General features: G+C 62.2%; 15 protein-coding genes and 1 pseudogene. 12 read left to right on the plus strand and 4 right to left on the minus strand.

Annotated elements, in window-relative coordinates; all coding sequences use genetic code 11:
* Positions 1-92 precede the first annotated feature (92 nt).
* The 8 genes from hemF to ACP7EG_RS22685 all read left to right on the plus strand — a co-directional run bounded on the left by hemF (position 93) and on the right by ACP7EG_RS22685 (position 6,472).
* The gene (hemF, locus tag ACP7EG_RS22650; protein WP_426089389.1) at positions 93-1,007 is read left to right on the plus strand and encodes an oxygen-dependent coproporphyrinogen oxidase; all 915 of its coding nucleotides are present in this window, start codon (positions 93-95) and stop codon (positions 1,005-1,007) included.
* A complete protein-coding gene (nadD, locus tag ACP7EG_RS22655; RefSeq protein WP_277922121.1) occupies positions 1,004-1,675 on the plus strand; it encodes a nicotinate (nicotinamide) nucleotide adenylyltransferase in 672 nt (223 codons plus the stop codon). The genes hemF and nadD overlap by 4 nt, the downstream gene beginning before the upstream one ends.
* The gene (rsfS, locus tag ACP7EG_RS22660) at positions 1,676-2,362 is read left to right on the plus strand and encodes a ribosome silencing factor (RefSeq protein WP_071075674.1); all 687 of its coding nucleotides are present in this window, start codon (positions 1,676-1,678) and stop codon (positions 2,360-2,362) included. It begins immediately after the preceding gene.
* A 6-nt stretch (positions 2,363-2,368) separates the two neighbouring features.
* Entirely contained in the window at positions 2,369-2,839 is a 471-nt protein-coding gene (rlmH, locus tag ACP7EG_RS22665; RefSeq protein WP_034747108.1) for a 23S rRNA (pseudouridine(1915)-N(3))-methyltransferase RlmH, read from the plus strand.
* 8 nt (positions 2,840-2,847) lie between these two features.
* Positions 2,848-3,468, plus strand: coding sequence for a Maf family protein (locus tag ACP7EG_RS22670; protein WP_426089390.1), 621 nt, complete (start codon positions 2,848-2,850; stop codon positions 3,466-3,468).
* A 43-nt stretch (positions 3,469-3,511) separates the two neighbouring features.
* Positions 3,512-4,975 carry a ribonuclease G gene (gene rng / locus ACP7EG_RS22675; protein WP_034747098.1) on the plus strand — a complete coding sequence of 488 codons (1,464 nt, stop codon included), beginning with the start codon at positions 3,512-3,514 and terminating at the stop codon, positions 4,973-4,975.
* A 2-nt stretch (positions 4,976-4,977) separates the two neighbouring features.
* Positions 4,978-5,766: an AraC family transcriptional regulator gene (locus tag ACP7EG_RS22680; protein WP_426089391.1), complete on the plus strand. Its 789-nt coding sequence runs from the start codon at positions 4,978-4,980 to the stop codon at positions 5,764-5,766.
* Positions 5,767-5,845: 79 nt separating this feature from the next.
* A complete protein-coding gene (locus ACP7EG_RS22685) occupies positions 5,846-6,472 on the plus strand; it encodes a LysE family translocator (RefSeq protein WP_426089392.1) in 627 nt (208 codons plus the stop codon).
* Here the strand turns inward: ACP7EG_RS22685 and ACP7EG_RS22690 are convergent.
* Entirely contained in the window at positions 6,448-6,987 is a 540-nt protein-coding gene (locus ACP7EG_RS22690) for a hypothetical protein (RefSeq protein ID WP_243136047.1), read from the minus strand. The two genes, ACP7EG_RS22685 and ACP7EG_RS22690, sit on opposite strands and share 25 nt — an antisense overlap.
* Before the next feature lie 72 nt (positions 6,988-7,059).
* Positions 7,060-8,085: a LacI family DNA-binding transcriptional regulator gene (locus ACP7EG_RS22695; protein WP_426089393.1), complete on the minus strand. Its 1,026-nt coding sequence runs from the start codon at positions 8,083-8,085 to the stop codon at positions 7,060-7,062.
* A gap of 206 nt (positions 8,086-8,291) precedes the next feature.
* Between ACP7EG_RS22695 and ACP7EG_RS22700 the strand changes: the two are divergent.
* From ACP7EG_RS22700 to ACP7EG_RS22715, 4 genes and pseudogenes are all read left to right on the plus strand, one after another.
* Positions 8,292-9,530, plus strand: a pseudogene (locus tag ACP7EG_RS22700) (malic enzyme-like NAD(P)-binding protein); the annotation flags it as partial.
* A gap of 253 nt (positions 9,531-9,783) precedes the next feature.
* The gene (locus tag ACP7EG_RS22705) at positions 9,784-10,998 is read left to right on the plus strand and encodes an O-antigen ligase family protein (RefSeq protein WP_426089394.1); all 1,215 of its coding nucleotides are present in this window, start codon (positions 9,784-9,786) and stop codon (positions 10,996-10,998) included.
* A gap of 51 nt (positions 10,999-11,049) precedes the next feature.
* A complete protein-coding gene (gene msbA / locus ACP7EG_RS22710; RefSeq protein WP_071075669.1) occupies positions 11,050-12,783 on the plus strand; it encodes a lipid A export permease/ATP-binding protein MsbA in 1,734 nt (577 codons plus the stop codon).
* Positions 12,784-12,818: 35 nt separating this feature from the next.
* Entirely contained in the window at positions 12,819-13,919 is a 1,101-nt protein-coding gene (locus ACP7EG_RS22715; protein WP_096237680.1) for a glycosyltransferase family 9 protein, read from the plus strand.
* Positions 13,920-13,934: 15 nt separating this feature from the next.
* On the opposite strand, the gene ACP7EG_RS22720 is transcribed toward ACP7EG_RS22715, so the two are convergent.
* Together ACP7EG_RS22720 and ACP7EG_RS22725 are read right to left on the minus strand one after the other, a co-directional pair.
* Positions 13,935-14,543 carry a response regulator transcription factor gene (locus ACP7EG_RS22720; RefSeq protein WP_207781041.1) on the minus strand — a complete coding sequence of 203 codons (609 nt, stop codon included), beginning with the start codon at positions 14,541-14,543 and terminating at the stop codon, positions 13,935-13,937.
* Entirely contained in the window at positions 14,533-16,134 is a 1,602-nt protein-coding gene (locus tag ACP7EG_RS22725) for an ATP-binding protein (protein WP_426089395.1), read from the minus strand. The genes ACP7EG_RS22720 and ACP7EG_RS22725 overlap by 11 nt, the downstream gene beginning before the upstream one ends.
* Between the last annotated feature and the right edge of the window lie 59 nt (positions 16,135-16,193).

The raw sequence follows: 16,193 nt of genomic DNA on the forward strand, positions 1-16,193 counted from the left end.
GGCAACAGCATCGCCGGTTTTGCTATCACAAAAATCCGTTACAGGGTACAATCCGTCCTTACTTTTTTATTTCGGCCTCGTCGGCCCACGCGATGTCGTCAACTCCCTCTCCTTCGGCCGTCAAAGCCTATTTGCTCGATTTGCAAAGCCGTATCGTGCAGGCGCTCGAAGCGCAGGACGGCAAGCCGTTCCTGACCGATGCCTGGCAGCGCCCCGAGGGCGGTGGCGGCATTTCGCGGCTGATCGAGGAAGGCAATGTGTTCGAGCGTGGCGGCGTGAATTTTTCGCACGTCACCGGCGCCGCACTGCCGCCATCGGCCGCAGCCGCGCGCCCTGAACTGGGTGGCAAGGCGTGGGAAGCGATGGGCGTGTCGCTGGTGCTGCATCCGCGCAATCCCTACGCGCCGACGGTGCACATGAACGTGCGTTTTTTCAGCACCGTGAATGCCGATGGCGCTCCCGTATGGTGGTTCGGCGGCGGCATGGATTTGACGCCGTACTACGGCGACGCGGGCGACGTGAAGCACTTTCACCAGGTGTGCCATGCTGCGCTGGCGCCGTTTGGCGCGCAGCTGCATCCGAAGTTCAAGCAGTGGTGCGATGATTATTTCTACCTGAAGCACCGGCGCGAAGCGCGCGGCGCCGGTGGCATCTTCTTCGACGACTTCAATGCCCTGGGCTTTGACGACAGTTTCGCGATGATGCGCAGCGCCGGCGACGCCTTCATCGACGCGTATGTGCCGATCCTGGCGCGGCGCAAGGACACGCCCTACGGCGAACGCGAACGCGATTTCCAGTGCTACCGGCGCGGACGCTATGTCGAGTTCAACCTGGTGTTTGACCGCGGCACCCTGTTCGGGTTGCAATCGGGCGGACGCACCGAGGCGATCCTGATGTCGATGCCGCCCGTGGTCAAGTGGCGCTACGACTGGCACCCGGAAGCGGGCAGTCCCGAAGCGGCGTTGTATACTGACTTCCTCGTGCATCGCGACTGGCTGCAGGCGTGACCGAAGGTAGTACGGCATGCGTGACGCTGCTGGGCGGCAGCTACGATCCGGTGCACATGGGCCATGTCGCGCTGGGCACGCATTTTTCCAGCCTGCTGCACGCCGATGAGCTGCGCGTGATTCCGGCGGGCGCGCCCTGGCAAAAGAGCAAGCTGGGCGCCACCGGTCAGCAGCGCGCCGAGATGGCCGGCCTGGCTTTTGCCGGCCTGCCCCTGCCCGTGGTGATCGACCGCCAGGAAATCGAGCGCAGCGAACATGGCCAGGCCAGCTACACCATCGATACCTTGCGCCAGGTACGCGCCGAGTTGGGAGCGCGCGCTTCCATCGTTTTTCTGATGGGCGCCGACCAGCTGCAGCGGCTCGCGACATGGCGCGAATGGCAGCAATTATTTGAATACGCGCATATCTGCGTCGCGGCCCGCCCCGGCTTCGCGCTGAATGACACAGCAGTACCGCAAGTGGTCGCCGACGAATTTTCGCGCCGCCTGGGGTCGCTGGACAGCATCCGCAACACGCCGCACGGTCTGACTTATCTGGCACAGGACTTCGCGGTGGATATCTCCGCCACCGAAATACGTGCGGCATTACAACGGGGGAATCGGGCAAACTCGCTTGTTTCCCCGCTAGTGCTAGACTATATTGAACAACATAATTTATACAAAAGCTAAATGGACATCAAAAAACTGCAAACCCTCGTCGTTGACGCCCTTGAAGACGTCAAAGGCCAAGACATCGCCGTCTTCGAAACGAGTCATCTGACCAGCCTGTTCGACCGCATCGCGATCGTCTCCGGTACCTCGAACCGTCAAACCAAGGCGCTGGCCGCCTCAGTGCGCGACAAGGTCAAGGACGCCGGCGGCCAAATCATCGGCATGGAAGGCGAGGAAACGGGTGAATGGGTGCTGGTCGATCTGGGCGACATGATCGTCCACATCATGCAAGCGCCTATCCGCGCCTACTACCGCCTGGAAGAAATCTGGGGCGATACCCCGATCAAGCTCGGTGCCGCCAAGCGTGCGCCGAAAAAAGCCGGCGACGACGAGCCGAAGAAAATCAGCGGCCATCTGGCAGCGAGCAAAGCCAAGGTCGAAGTTTCGCCCGTGATCGAAAAGAAAACACCAGCGAAGAAAGCCACGGCAGCCACCGCCGCCAAGAAAGCCCCGGCGAAAAAAGCCGCCTCGAAAGCTGTCGGCAAGACCGTGAAAATCGCGCCGACCAAGACCGAAGCGGCTGCCGTGAAAGCCTTGAAAGCGCTGCCAGAGAAAAAAGTGCGCACCCCGCGCGCGGCCAAACCGGCAGCCGATGCTGCACCGGCAAAAACCGTGATCAAGCGTATCAAAAAAGTCGAAGCGTAAGCCTCGATGCAGCTCATCATCGCTGCGGTCGGCCATAAAATGCCGGCCTGGATAGAGACGGGCTTCGCGGAATACGCGAAGCGCATGCCGCCGGAATTGCGCATCGTGCTGAAAGAAATCAAGCCGGTGGAGCGTTCCGGCAGCAAGACCGCCGCTACGGCGATGGCGCTGGAACGCGAACGCATCGAAGCCGTCCTGCCCAAGGGCGTGCGCATCATCGCCCTCGACGAACGCGGCAAGGATCTGACCAGCGTCGGCCTGTCGCAGCAGTTGATGGCGTGGCAGCAGGATGGCCGCGACACCGCCTTTTTGATCGGCGGCGCCGACGGCCTAGATCCGCAGCTCAAGGCGCGTGCCGAAGGCATGCTGCGTATTTCCAGCATGACACTGCCGCACGGCGTGGTGCGCGTGATCCTCGCCGAGCAGCTGTATCGTGCCTGGTCGATCACGCAAAACCACCCCTACCACCGCGTCTGAACTCCCCCATGAAAACGGCTGATCACAAGATCTACCTCGCTTCCAAAAGCCCGCGCCGGCGCGAACTGCTGCGCCAGATCGGCATCGATTTCGAATTGCTGCTGCTGCGCAGCGATGGCCCGCGCGGCGCCGACGTCACCGAGGAAGTCCTTCCCGGCGAATCGGCGCTCGACTATGTCGCCCGCGTGGCGAATGAAAAAGCCGCCTTCGCCTGGGACCTGGTACGCCGCCGCCACCTGACAGCGCGCCCCGTGCTGGCGGCCGACACCACCGTCACCATCGACGGCGTCATCCTCGGCAAGCCGGCCGACCGGGCGGAAGCTGTGGCGATGCTGCAGCAGCTGTCGGGCCGCACGCATCAGGTACTCACCTCGATCGCCGTGCACTACAAGGACTTCGCCGAGCAGCACACGCAGGTGTCGCAAGTGCGCTTCGGCGTGCTCTCGCCCGCGTCCATCGCCGCGTATTGCGCCACGCCGGAGCCGTACGACAAGGCCGGCGGCTACGGCATCCAGGGCAGCGCCGCGCTGTTCGTCGAGCATATCGAAGGCAGCCATTCCGGCATCATGGGCCTGCCCCTGTACGAAACTGCACAGTTGCTAAGGCTAGCTGGTTTGCCCCTGCCCTGATCCCGGGTATGATGTCATTCGTTGCCTCCACTTCCCCGCCTCCATGAACGAAGACATCCTGATCAATATCACGCCGCAAGAAACGCGCGTCGCCCTCATACTCCAGGGCGCCGTGCAGGAATTGCACATCGAGCGCACGCTCACGCGCGGCCTGGCCGGCAATGTGTATTCCGGCAAAGTGGTGCGGGTGTTGCCGGGCATGCAATCGGCCTTCATCGACATCGGCCTGGAGCGCGCCGCGTTTTTGCACGTGGCCGACATCTGGGAAGCGCGCGGCCACGATGGCCAGAACGCCACGCCCGCTCCCATCGAAAAAATCCTCTTTGACGGCCAGGTGCTGACGGTGCAGGTGATCAAGGATCCGATCGGCACCAAGGGTGCGCGCCTGTCGACGCAGATTTCCATCGCCGGGCGCATGCTGGTGTACCTGCCGCAAGACAAGCACATCGGTATCTCGCAGAAAATCGAAAAGGAAGCGGAACGCGAGCAATTGCGCGTGCGCCTGCAAAGCCTGCTGCCGCCCGATGAAAAGGGCGGCTACATCGTGCGCACCATGGCCGAGGACGCTTCCGACGCGGACCTGAAGGCGGACGTCGACTACCTGCGCAAGACCTGGAGCACCATCACGCACGGCGCGCGCACGCGTCCCGCCACCAGCCTGCTGCACCAGGACTTGAGCCTGGCGCAGCGCGTGCTGCGCGACTTCGTCGGCGATGAAACTGCCACCATCCAGGTCGACTCGCGCGAAAATTATGTGAAATTGCGCGAATTCGCGGAAATCTACACGCCCAGCGAACTGACGCGCCTGCAGCACTACACGGGCGAGCGCCCCCTGTTCGACCTGTACGGCGTGGAAGAAGAAATCCTGCGCGCACTGGGCCGCCGGGTCGACCTGAAATCGGGCGGCTACCTGATCGTCGACCAGACGGAAGCGATGACCACCATCGACGTCAACACGGGCGGTTTTGTGGGTGGGCGCAATTTCGCCGACACGATTTTCAAGACCAACCTGGAAGCGGCGCACGCCATCGCGCGCCAGCTGCGCTTGCGCAACCTGGGCGGCATCATCATCCTCGACTTCATCGACATGGACAATGCCGAGCACCGCAACGCCGTGCTGGCCGAACTGAAACGCACCTTGTCGCGCGACCGCACCAAGGTGTCGGTGAGCAATTTCTCGCCGCTGGGCCTGGTGGAAATGACGCGCAAGCGCACGCGCGAATCGCTCGCCCACATCCTGTGCGAACCGTGCCCCGCCTGCGCCGGCAAGGGACAAGTCAAGACCTCGCGCACCATCTGCTATGAAATCCTGCGCGAACTGCTGCGCGAAGCGAAACAGTTCAACCCGCGCGAGTTCCGCATCCTCGCCTCGCAGGAAGTCGTGGATCTGTTCCTCGAAGAAGAATCGCAGCACCTGGCCATGCTCGGTGATTTCATCGGCAAGAAAATCTCGCTGCAGGTGGAAAATGCCTACCACCAGGAGCAGTACGACGTCATTCTGATGTAGCCATGCCCGGCACCACCGCCTTCTGGCGCGACCCGGCGCTGCCCCACGTGGAAAGCCGGCGCGCCTGTCACAGCCGGGCGTGCTACAAGCCGCACAGCCATCCCACGTTTTCGATCGGCGCCGTCGACGCTGGCGGCAGCATCTTTACGGGCAGCAAAAACGGCAAGGTCGGCCTCGGCAATGGCAGCCTGGTGCTGGTACCGGCCGGCTGCGTGCACGCCTGCAATCCCCTGCCTGACGCCTTCTGGAGCTACCAGATGCTGCATCTCGATGCGCGGTGGCTGCAAGCACACGCGCCGGCGCTCGATGGCGACACGGCGACGGTGTTGCACTGCCCGCGGCTGTACACACAGTTTTGCGCCATGCATGCGCTGCTGTTCTCAACAGCGAGCGCAGGTGAAAAAAATGCGGCGCTGCTGGCGTTCCTGGGCGCTTGCGCCGATACCCGTGCAGACCTGCTGCCCTCGGAGCGCAAGCCGCTGCCGCTGCAACTGGCGCCCGTGCTCGAAACGCTGCAGGCGCGGCCTTCGGCCAGCCTGCGGCAGCTGGCGCAAGCGGCGGGCCTGAGCCCTTATCAATTGATCCGCGCTTTTCGCGCCGCCACGGGCATGACGCCGCATGCCTACCAGCTAAATATGCACGTCAACCGCGCGCGCAGCCGCTTGCAGGCAGGGACGGGGCTGGCGCAACTGGCGCATGAGCTGGGTTTTGCCGACCAGAGCCATCTGCAACGCGTCTTCAAGGCGCATGCGGGCATCACGCCGGGGCGCTATCGCAGCCAAGGCAGCTGAGGCGCCCGCAATTTTCTTCAATACAGGCTGTCGTCAGCCCCGGCATACTCGCGCATCGCCATTGCCGGAGCCAAACTCCATGCAGGATTTCCTCTTCATCGCCGCCGCCCACTTTCTTTCCCTGCTGTCGCCCGGTCCCGATTTTTTCCTGATCGCACGCACCTCGCTGGCCCACGGCTGGCGCGGCGCCGCCGGCACGTGCGTGGGCATTACGCTGGCCAATGCGGTGTTTATCGTGGCGGCGTTTGCGGGACTATCGGTGCTCAAGGCGGGCAGTACGCCATTCATGCTGGTGCGGCTGGCCGGATGCGCCTATCTGCTGTACCTGGGCTGGCTGTTCCTGCGCCATGCGGGCAAGAGCAGCCTGGATGCCAAGCCCGCCACCGGCAAGGCGCGCTGGCACGGCGGTGTCGCGATGGGATTTGTCTCCGCCATCCTGAACCCGAAGAATGCGCTGTTCTACGTCAGCCTGGCCACCGTGCTGGCCGCCAGGCAGACGCGTCCCGTGGCGATGGTGGCGTATGGCGCGTGGATGATTTTTGCCGTGCTGGCGTGGGATATGGCGGTGGCGCTGGCCATCGGCAGCAGCGCCCTGCGGCAGCGCTTTGCGCGCGCGCTGCCGCTGCTGGAGCGGCTGTCGGGCGTGATGCTGATCGTGCTGGCGGTGGTGCTGTTGGCGGATCAGGCTGGCAATGGATCCAGGTAAAACACGGCGTACACTTTCAGTGGCGACGTTTCAGTGGCTTTTTCCGAGCGCACGACGGAGCAGTCGTCGGCGGCCAGGCTGCGCCAGTTCTGGATGCCCGCCTTGGCGAACATCGCGTGCGCGGGGGCATTCGCGGCCAGGTCCAGCACCAGGCAGGCGTTGCGCGGGCCGGCGCCATAGTTGACGGCGCGGATCTCGATGCCGAAGGTCGTCATCCACGGTTCCCACAAGCCTTTTTCCTTGCCGGCGGCCATGCGGTCCAGCATTTCGCCAAAGCTCAAGCCTTTCTTGACGGTATCGCGCAAGGCTTGCAACGACGGCGCCAGGCGTGGATCGGGCTGCTTGTTACCGGCGCGAATTTCGGCGATCGCCTTCAATTCCTTGATGATGGCGGCATCGCGCTCCGTGTAGTCGCGCATGCGTGCGTAAAACTCGGCATCGAGGAAAGGATTGACGGTCAGCTTGGCGACGCCCTCTTCGCGGCGTTTCGGGGAAGGCGTGGTGGTTTTGGTCATGGCGGTGGAGGGCAAAATACGTTGAGGGGCGCCAGTGTACCACCTTGCAGCGGCGCGGCCACTGGTGTTGCATCAGCCCCTGGGAGCGGCCGTCGATTCGCGCACCACCAGTTCGGGTTTCAGGCGCACGTCGAGCACCGCGGAATCGGGCGAGGCGATGGTTTGCAGGATCAGCCGCGCCGCTTCCGTGCCGATGCCGTGGTGGCGGATGCGGATGGTGGTGAGCGGCGGACGGATCATGTCCATGTACGGCATGTCGTTGTGGCCCACCACGGAAATATCTTCCGGGCAGCTCAAGCCCAGTTCGCGGATGGCATCGTAGCAGCCGATGGCCACCAGGTCGCTGCCCGTCACCACGGCCGTCGTCTGCGGCGACTGGCGCAGCAGTTCCAACAGGGCCGCCTTGCCGCATTCGCGCGAGTAGCCGCTGCTTTCAAACACGAACGCTTGCGAGGGATCGAGTTCGCTGGCCTGGATGGCGGCCAGGAAACCGAGGCGGCGCACATGCCCCGTGGACAGGTTTTCCGGGCCGGCAATGTGCGCGATATGGCGGTGGCCCAGCGCCAGCAAGTGCTCGACGGCCAGGCGCATGCCGACCACGTCGTCGCTGACGACGCAGGAAGCGACGCCCGTCTCGTCGCTGCGGTTGACGGTGACCACCGGCACATTCTGGTCGATGCACATCTTGATGACGGGATCGTGGCGCCGTGCGGTAGCCAAAATCAAGCCGTCGACCTGCTGCCCCAGCAGGCGGTTGATGACAAACAGCTGCTCTTGCTCGTCGGCACCCACGTTGGCGACGATGGCCAGGTAGCCATGCTTGCGCAAGCCTTCCTCGATGCCCAGCAGAATCGGTGGAAATACCGCATTGGTAATGTCGGGCAAGACCACGCCGATGATGCGCGACTTGCGCGTGACCAGGGTGGAGGCGGCGCGATTGGGCCGGTAGCCGAGCCGGCCCGCTTCGGCCAGCACACGCGTGGCCACCTCGGCGCTGACCATTTGCCGCGTTGCCGGGTTCATCACGCGCGAGACGGTGGAAAAGTGCACGCCGCTGGCCCGCGCGACGTCGCTTAAGGTGGGGTTCTTGTTTGTCATGGGCTTCCCGGATCGCAATACGCTGATTTTATCGCAAAAAATGCCCATACCGTCAAAAACCGAGCAAACGCTTGCATTGAAATAATGCCGTTGCCCAAAGCAGTTTTGAGACTTTTAAGTACAATCCAGCCTTGACAGCGTGCAAACGCTTGCATAACATGGCCCGGATTGACCACTCGGGCCTGGTTGCCCTTCCCAGAATTCTTATGTCTACTTCCCACAGCAAGCACGCCGAACAGAACGGCGAAACCTTCAACCTGAAAGAAGCCGCCCTCGCCTATCACGCGGAACCCCGCGCAGGCAAGATTTCCGTGACGCCAACCAAACCGCTGGGCGACGCCCGCGCCCTGACCCTGGCGTACTCGCCAGGCGTCGCCTTTGCCTGCGAAGCCATCGTGGAAGATCCGCGCACGGCCGGCATCTACACCTCGCGCAGCAACCTGGTGGCCGTGATCACGAACGGCACGGCGGTGCTGGGCCTGGGCGATATCGGCCCGCTGGCCAGCAAACCGGTGATGGAAGGCAAGGCTTGCCTGTTCAAGCAATTTGCCGACGTCGATGTGTTCGACATCGAACTGGCCGAGAACGATCCCGACCTGTTCATCGACACCGTGGTGCGCATGGAGCCGACCTTCGGCGGCATCAACCTGGAAGACATCAAGGCGCCCGATTGCTTCTATATCGAGCAGCAATTGCGCAAGCGCATGAACATTCCCGTCTTCCACGACGACCAGCACGGCACGGCCATCATCGTCGCAGCCGGCATCCTGAATGGCCTGGAACTGGTAGGCAAGGATATCGGCAAGGTGAAAGTGGCCGTCTCAGGCGCCGGCGCGGCCTCGATCGCCTGCCTCGACCTGCTCGTCTCGCTGGGCCTGAACAAGTCGCTGCTGAAAGTGTGCGACAGCCAGGGCGTGATCTACCCGGGCCGCGATGCCAGCATGGAAGAGAACAAGGCGCGCTACGCGAACGACACGAGCGACCGCGACCTGGCCGACGCCATGGTCGGCGCCGACATCTTCATCGGCGTCTCGAAGGGCGGCGTGGTGAGCGCACAGATGGTCGAATCGATGGCCGCCAAGCCGTTGATCTTCGCCCTGGCCAATCCGCATCCGGAAATCGCCCCGGAAAAGGTGCATGCCGTGCGCGACGACGCCATCGTGGCCACGGGCCGCTCCGATTACCCGAACCAGATCAACAACGTGCTGTGCTTCCCGTACATCTTCCGCGGTGCACTCGACGTGGGCGCCACCACCATCAATGAAGAAATGAAGCTGGCCTGCGTGCGCGCCATCGCCGCGCTGGCAAAAGAACCATTGCCGGGCCACACCACCAGCGCGCTGACGCCGCTGCAACTGATACCGTCGCCGTTCGACGAGCGCCTGCGCAGCTGGGTCGCGCCTGCCGTATCGCAAGCGGCCATCGCCACCGGCGTGGCCACGCGCGTGCCGGCCAGCGTCTGATACGCATGACAGGCCTCGCGGCCTTGTCAAAATAACAGCAAGTTACCATTGCTTACAAAAAAACCATGGCTAAAAACCATGGTTTTTTTTCATTTCGCCCTTGAGACCACCCATATAGTTATCGAAGAGCAAATTCCCGCTAAGCGTTTTTGCTGCCACCTTCGATTACAATGACGCCTACTTTATGTTGCTACAGTTGCCATAATGGCGACGTCGTGCGTTACCAAGGATATTCATGTTCGGCCTGACTTCTGTTTGTGTTTTTCTCTTTTCGGCATTGGCGCTGGCTGTCACCAGCGGATATTCCCTTGGTGCACTGGCGCTCCTGCTGGCCAGCAGCTGGCTGCTATGGAAACGCCCCCGCCTGCATCTGCAACGCCGCGATTATCTGATGCTCGGTACGCTGTTGCTGTACTTCTTCATTTTTACGGCCAACATGCTCTATCACGGCGATCCGGCGCGCGAACTCGACATGCCCCTACGGGCGCTGCTGGCCGTGCCGGTGCTGCTGCTGCTGCTAGCCTATCCGCCGCGGCCAGAGGCTTGGTGGAGCGGTGTCCCCATCGGAGCCATCGGCGGAGCCGCACTGGCTTTTTGGCAACTCATCATACTGAACGTGGAACGCCCCCAGGCGGCAACAAGCAACGCTATCCATTACGGCAATGTGAGCATGTTGCTAGGCATGCTATCGCTGAGTGGCCTGGTCTGGGCCCGCGAACAACGCCACCGTGCGGCATGGTCTGCACTCTTGCTGGTCGGCGGCCTGGCCGGGATACTCGGCTCTGTCGTCAGCGGCAGCCGCAGCGGCTGGCTGGCCTTGCCCGTTTGCGCTGGCATCATTGCCCTGCATTACGCGAAAAAGGATGGCAAACGCTATATCGCCAGCGCGGCCATCGCGATCGTCGCGCTGGGTGCGGTCACTTACTCCATGCCTAATTCCCAGATACGCAAGCGCATGCATGCCGCTGTGGAGGAGACGCAGAATTTTGAACATGGCGCCGATCTCAAATGGTCGTCTGTCGGACAGCGCCTGGAAATGTGGCGCACGGCCTTGCTGATATCGCGTGACCATTTGGTGGTGGGCATGGGCCGTACCGGTTACCTGGAAGCGAAGCGCGTGCTGGTGGCGGAAGGTAAGATGAGCAATGTCATCAGCGACTACACGAATGCGCATAACGACTATCTCGACACCTTGGTTAAACGCGGCATCACCGGCGTAATGGCCCTGCTGGCCCTGTTCCTTGTACCGCTGGCTCTCTTCGCGCGCGCCTTGCGGCGCGGCAGCGCCGCGGCCCAGCCCTATGCGCTGGCCGGCGTGGTGCTATGCACTTGCTACATGATTTTTGGCCTGACAACGAGCTCGCTCACCTTAAATATCGGCATCATCATGCTGGTTTTCCCGATGGTGATATTGTGGTCCATGCTGCGCCAGCAAGAACGCACTTCCTGAGTTCGTTTTCCGCCTGACCGTTTTTGCTGTCCCCTGCAAGGAACCATACCGATGCTCACGCCCGACCTGAAGCGCCTCACCGCGCTGCATGCGCCCTATAAGAAACACCTGGCCCTGGCCTTGCTGGCGATGGTCGTCACGGCGGCCACGGAGCCGCTGTTGCCGTATGCGCTCAAGTTACTGCTCGACAATGGCTTTGGTGGCAAGGTCAATTTTTCCTTCTGGCTGGTGCCGCTGATCGTCATCGGTATCTTTGCCATGCGCGGCGCATCGACGTTTGCCAGCAGTTACCTGATGAGCTATGTCTCCACACGCATCCTCAACGAACTGCGGCGCAGAATGTTTGCCAGCATGCTGAACTTGCCCATCGACTTCTACAACACGCACACGGTGGGCAAAGTCATCAACTCCATCATGTTTGAAGTGCAGCAGATCATCGAAATGGTGACCAAGGTGTTTACTTCGATCGTGCGCTCCTCGCTGACCGTGCTGGGCCTGCTGGCGTGGCTGCTGTACCTGAACTGGGTGCTGACCCTGGTCACCCTGGTGCTGCTGCCCCTGCTGACCATCGTCGTGCGCACCACGGGCAAGCGCCTGAAAAAACTCAACCGCGACTCGCTGGCCGTCAATGCCGAGCTGACCCAGGTCATCGAGGAAACCACGCGCGCCCAGCAAGTGATCAAGATCTTTGGCGGCCAGGAATACGAAAAATCGCGCTTCGAAGAGCGTGCCGAGCAATTGCGCCGCTACAGCATGCGCATGACGACGACCTTTTCCGCCACCGTGCCCATCACTCAGGTGATCACTGCTGCCGCCGTGGCCCTGGTCATCGTGATGGCCCTGTTCCAGTCGGAGCAGGGGCAAATCACGGTCGGCGGCTTCGTCTCCTTCATCACGGCCATGCTGATGCTGCTGACACCGTTAAAACAGCTGGCCGAAGTCAATGGCCCCCTGCAGCGTGGCATGGCCGCCGCCGAGGAAGTCTTCCAGCTGATCGACAAGACGCCGGAACGCACGGGTGGCAAGCCGCTCGCTGGCCGCAGCAAAGGCCGCATCGAATTCAAGGACGTGAGCTTTGCCTACCCTGGACATCAGGAGCCGGCCCTGCGACATATCGACCTGAGCATCGCGCCAGGACAAACGGTCGCCTTTGTCGGCATGTCAGGCGGTGGTAAATCGACCCTGGTCAGCCTGCTGCCCGGCTTTTACTCGGCCAGCAGTGGCGAGATCTTGCTCGATGGACAGAATATCGATGCCATCGCCCTGACCAGCCTGCGCAGCCAGATCGCCATGGTCAGCCAGCAAGTGGTGCTGTTCGACGATACCCTGGCCGCGAATATCGCGTATGGCGATGCGGCGCCGGACCGGCAGCGCATCGAAGCGGCCGCCGCGGCCGCCTTCCTGTCGGACGTCATCGACGGCTTGCCCGATGGCCTGGAAACACGCTTGGGCGACAACGGCTCGCGCCTGTCCGGCGGCCAGCGCCAGCGCGTGGCCATCGCCCGCGCCATCTACAAGGATGCGCCCATCCTGATCCTCGATGAAGCCACCTCGGCACTGGATACGGAGGCGGAACGGGCCGTGCAAGCGGCACTGGAGCACCTGATGCAAGGTAAAACCACCTTAGTTATTGCTCATAGGCTATCAACAATTGAACGTGCGGACCGTATCGTGGTATTGTCACATGGGAAAATAATGGAAACCGGCAGTCACCAGCAATTATTGGATGCCAACGGCGCGTATGCCAATCTGCATCGCCTGCAATTTTCCCAGCAAGTAGTTTGACACCATCGAATGAATACCTGAAATCGTACTGATACATGACGCCTTTGATTCCCGCCGAACTTCTACAAAAGTCGGACAAAATTCTTTTCATCGCCCATCTGGCGCTGGGAGACTTTACCTACCTGCAAAATGGTTTCCGCGCCTTCGCCGCGGCCTATCCCCATATGCAGATCCACCTGTGGGTCGACGAAGTGCGCCGCACGTCCGACGCCAGACAATGGGAAGGCTTGCGCACCTATTCGCTGTATGACTGGGTAGAGCAGTCGGGCCTGTTCTCCAAGGTGTACCGCAAGACCTACAGCCCCGCGCTCTACGAAGAGTCACTGCGCGAAGCGCAGGCGGAGCACTATCCCGTCGTCGTGTCGCTGGCCCACGTACGGCCGCAGCAGTACGCGGATCTTGCCCGCGCGATCAGCCCGCGTGGGCTGGTGATCGGCACGCGCAAACCGTTCAGCCCGCTACGCCCCTGGCATTACCTGGCCTACCGCAAGATCGATGCCGTACTGGCCTCGTATGCGGGCCAGGATGCCGGCGAGCACCATATCAGCAGCGTGTATGCGGACTGGTTCCATCAATTGACGGGACTCGACATTCCCGTGGCAGAACGCTATCCCTTCGTGCACATTCCCGAACTCGCGTTGCAACAGGCACAGGAACAGTTGAACGCCTGGGGCTTCGCCCCGCGCCAGGGTCCGCTCGTACTCCTGAACCCGTTTGCCAAGTCGCACAAGCGCGGCTGGCCGCTGGAGCGCATCGTCGAGCTGATCGCGCGCATGCAGGCCATGCCGAAGTGGGCAAATGCCTGCTTCCTGATTAATGCCATGCCGCAGGAACTGGCCAAGGTAACTGCCGTGGTACAAGCGCATGGCTTGCCGCGCACGCAGGCATTCAGTGCCGTCGACAACTTTTTCCAGCTGCCAGCCATGCTGGCGCAATGCGACCTGATTATTTCGGTGGAAACGTCGATCATGCATCTGGCGAACGCCGTGCATGTGCCCGTAGTAGCGCTGATGCGCAAGAAAAATCCGGAATGGGCGCCATTCGACAGCGCCAACAGCACCGTCATCACGGTGGCGCGACGCAGCGACTGGGTCAAGGCGATCTCGGTCGATCAGGTATTGCAGACCATCGCCTAGACAACGCTGCAGCGGCTAACCGGTGCCCAGCATGCTGATGCGCACCAGGTCGGCCACATTATCGACACCGAGCTTGTCCATCAGGCGCGCCTTGTGCACTTCCACCGTGCGCACGGAAATGCCCAGTGCCGGGGCGATATCGCGGTTGTGCTGGCCCGTCACCACCAACTGCATCACCTCCCGCTCGCGCGGCGTCAAGGCGCGCAGCAAGGCTTGCCCCTCCACCTGACGCTGCAACTGGCCGCGTGCGTGCGCCTCCCGCGAAAACGCTTCATCGATGGCGGCCAGCAGCTTGTCGTGGTCAAATGGTTTTTCCAGGAAATCGCTGGCCTGCGCCTTGAATGCCTGGCGTGCCAGCGCCACGTCGCCATGCCCCGTGATGATAATGACGGGCAGCATGCAGTTGAGCTCCAGCAGGCGGCGCTGCAGACTCAGGCCATCCATGCCCGACATGCGGATATCGATCAGCAGGCAACCGGCCCACTCGGGCCGCCAGCTGTGCAGGAAATCCTCGCCACAGGAAAACAGGGCCGTGCGGTAGCCGCGTATGCCCAACAGCAAACCCAGCGCATCGCGCACGGCGGGATCGTCGTCCACGATAAACACCGTCAAATTACTTGTCACCACACTCTCCCGTCACGGCTGCCCTGGCGTGCGCCAGGGGCAGGATAAAACGAAAAATCCCATGCTTGCCCACTTCGGCCCATAACTGGCCGCCATGCGCTTCGACGATGCTGCGGCTGAGCACCAGCCCCAGCCCCAGGCCGCTGGCCTTGGTCGAGACAAACGGTTCGAACAGACGTGCGGCCAGACTGTTGGAAATGCCGGGCCCGCTATCTTCCACGGACAGGCGCAGCCGGCCGCCCTCGAGCGGCTCGGCCGAGACCGTGATGCGGCGCTGGCCGCGCGGCTGGCCCATCACCGCATCCTGTGCATTGGCCAGCAAGTTACGCAGTACCAGCTCGATTTGCAGGCGGTCCGCATTGACGGCCAGCGGCGACGGCGACGGCGGCACCAGCAGCAGCTCGATGCCATGTTCATGGAACAGCGGCGTGAACTGGCGCGCCAAGCCTTCGATCAAGGCGCTTGCCTCCACCGCCTCGAGCTGCATCGCGCCGGTACGGAAAAAGTCGCGCAGGCGGCGCACCACGTCTGCGGCGCGTCCCGATTCCACGATCATATGCCCCACTGCGCCCTGCAGCAAGGCCCCGGTCTCGCCCCGCTCCAGCAAGTATTCACACGCCTTGCCATAGGTCGACAGGGCCGTCAGCGGCTGGTTCAGCTCGTGCGCCAGGGCGGCTGCCATTTCGCCGGCGGCCGCCAGGCGCATCGTGTGTTTCAGTTCGTCAGCCACCTGGCGCATTTCATCGACGACGATGCCGATAAAAAATCCCACCAGCGCCAGCACAGCATCGAGCAGTTGCAATTCATAAAACTGAATATCGACCGCATGCGTCCATTTCACCAGGGTGATGATGCATAGTTGCAATACAAACACGGCCAGCACGGCGCCATGCAGGCCCTGGCGCGAGGCGGCCCAGATCACGGGAAGAAACAGGAAATAGAAATGCTTGTATTCGGAACGCACGATGGAACCGAAGACACTCCACAGCACGAAGCTGGCCAGGGCCAGATACGCCAGGGTTTCCCAGCGCCAGACGGCGGCATGCAGGCGCTCCCGCCCGCGCTCGCTGAACAGTACCCAGATCAGCGGCATCGACACCAGCATCCCGACCGTGTCGCCGATGCCGAAACGCCATACGGCCGTGCCCCACTCGCCGGCCGGTATGCGTCCCGTGAGCGACAGCAATGAAATATAGCCGAGCGCATTGAGCACGGTGCCCAACAGCACGATGGCGACCCAGGTACCCAGGCGGCGTCGGTTGTCGAAGATATCGCCGCTGCTGAAACTGCGCCGCAAAGCGGCGCCGATACCGCCATAGCCGAGCACCAGCCACGCCGAACAGAGCAAGGTCAGGGGCAGACCTGCCGGCATGCCGCGCACCAGCACCTCGCCAGCCAGCAAGGCAATAAACCACGGCAGTGCCGCCTTGCGGCCGTGGATCAGCCAAAACACCAGGCCCAGCGCGGGATCGGGATTCCAGGGGGTGATGTTCAGCCCGTACATCGGGTCGATGTAGGTGGCCCAGTCAAACAGCAGATACAGGCCGACAAAGGCGGGATACGGCAGGTAGCGGGACAGGAATGGGCGCATAACGGTGTTTTTTTAACTGTCCCGCATTATGCATCGCAAGCGTGCGCCGCGCCATGTCA

Origin of the sequence: Janthinobacterium sp. PSPC1-1 (assembly GCF_049897625.1) — a bacterium.
Taxonomy (GTDB): Bacteria; Pseudomonadota; Gammaproteobacteria; order Burkholderiales; family Burkholderiaceae_D; genus Janthinobacterium; species Janthinobacterium tructae.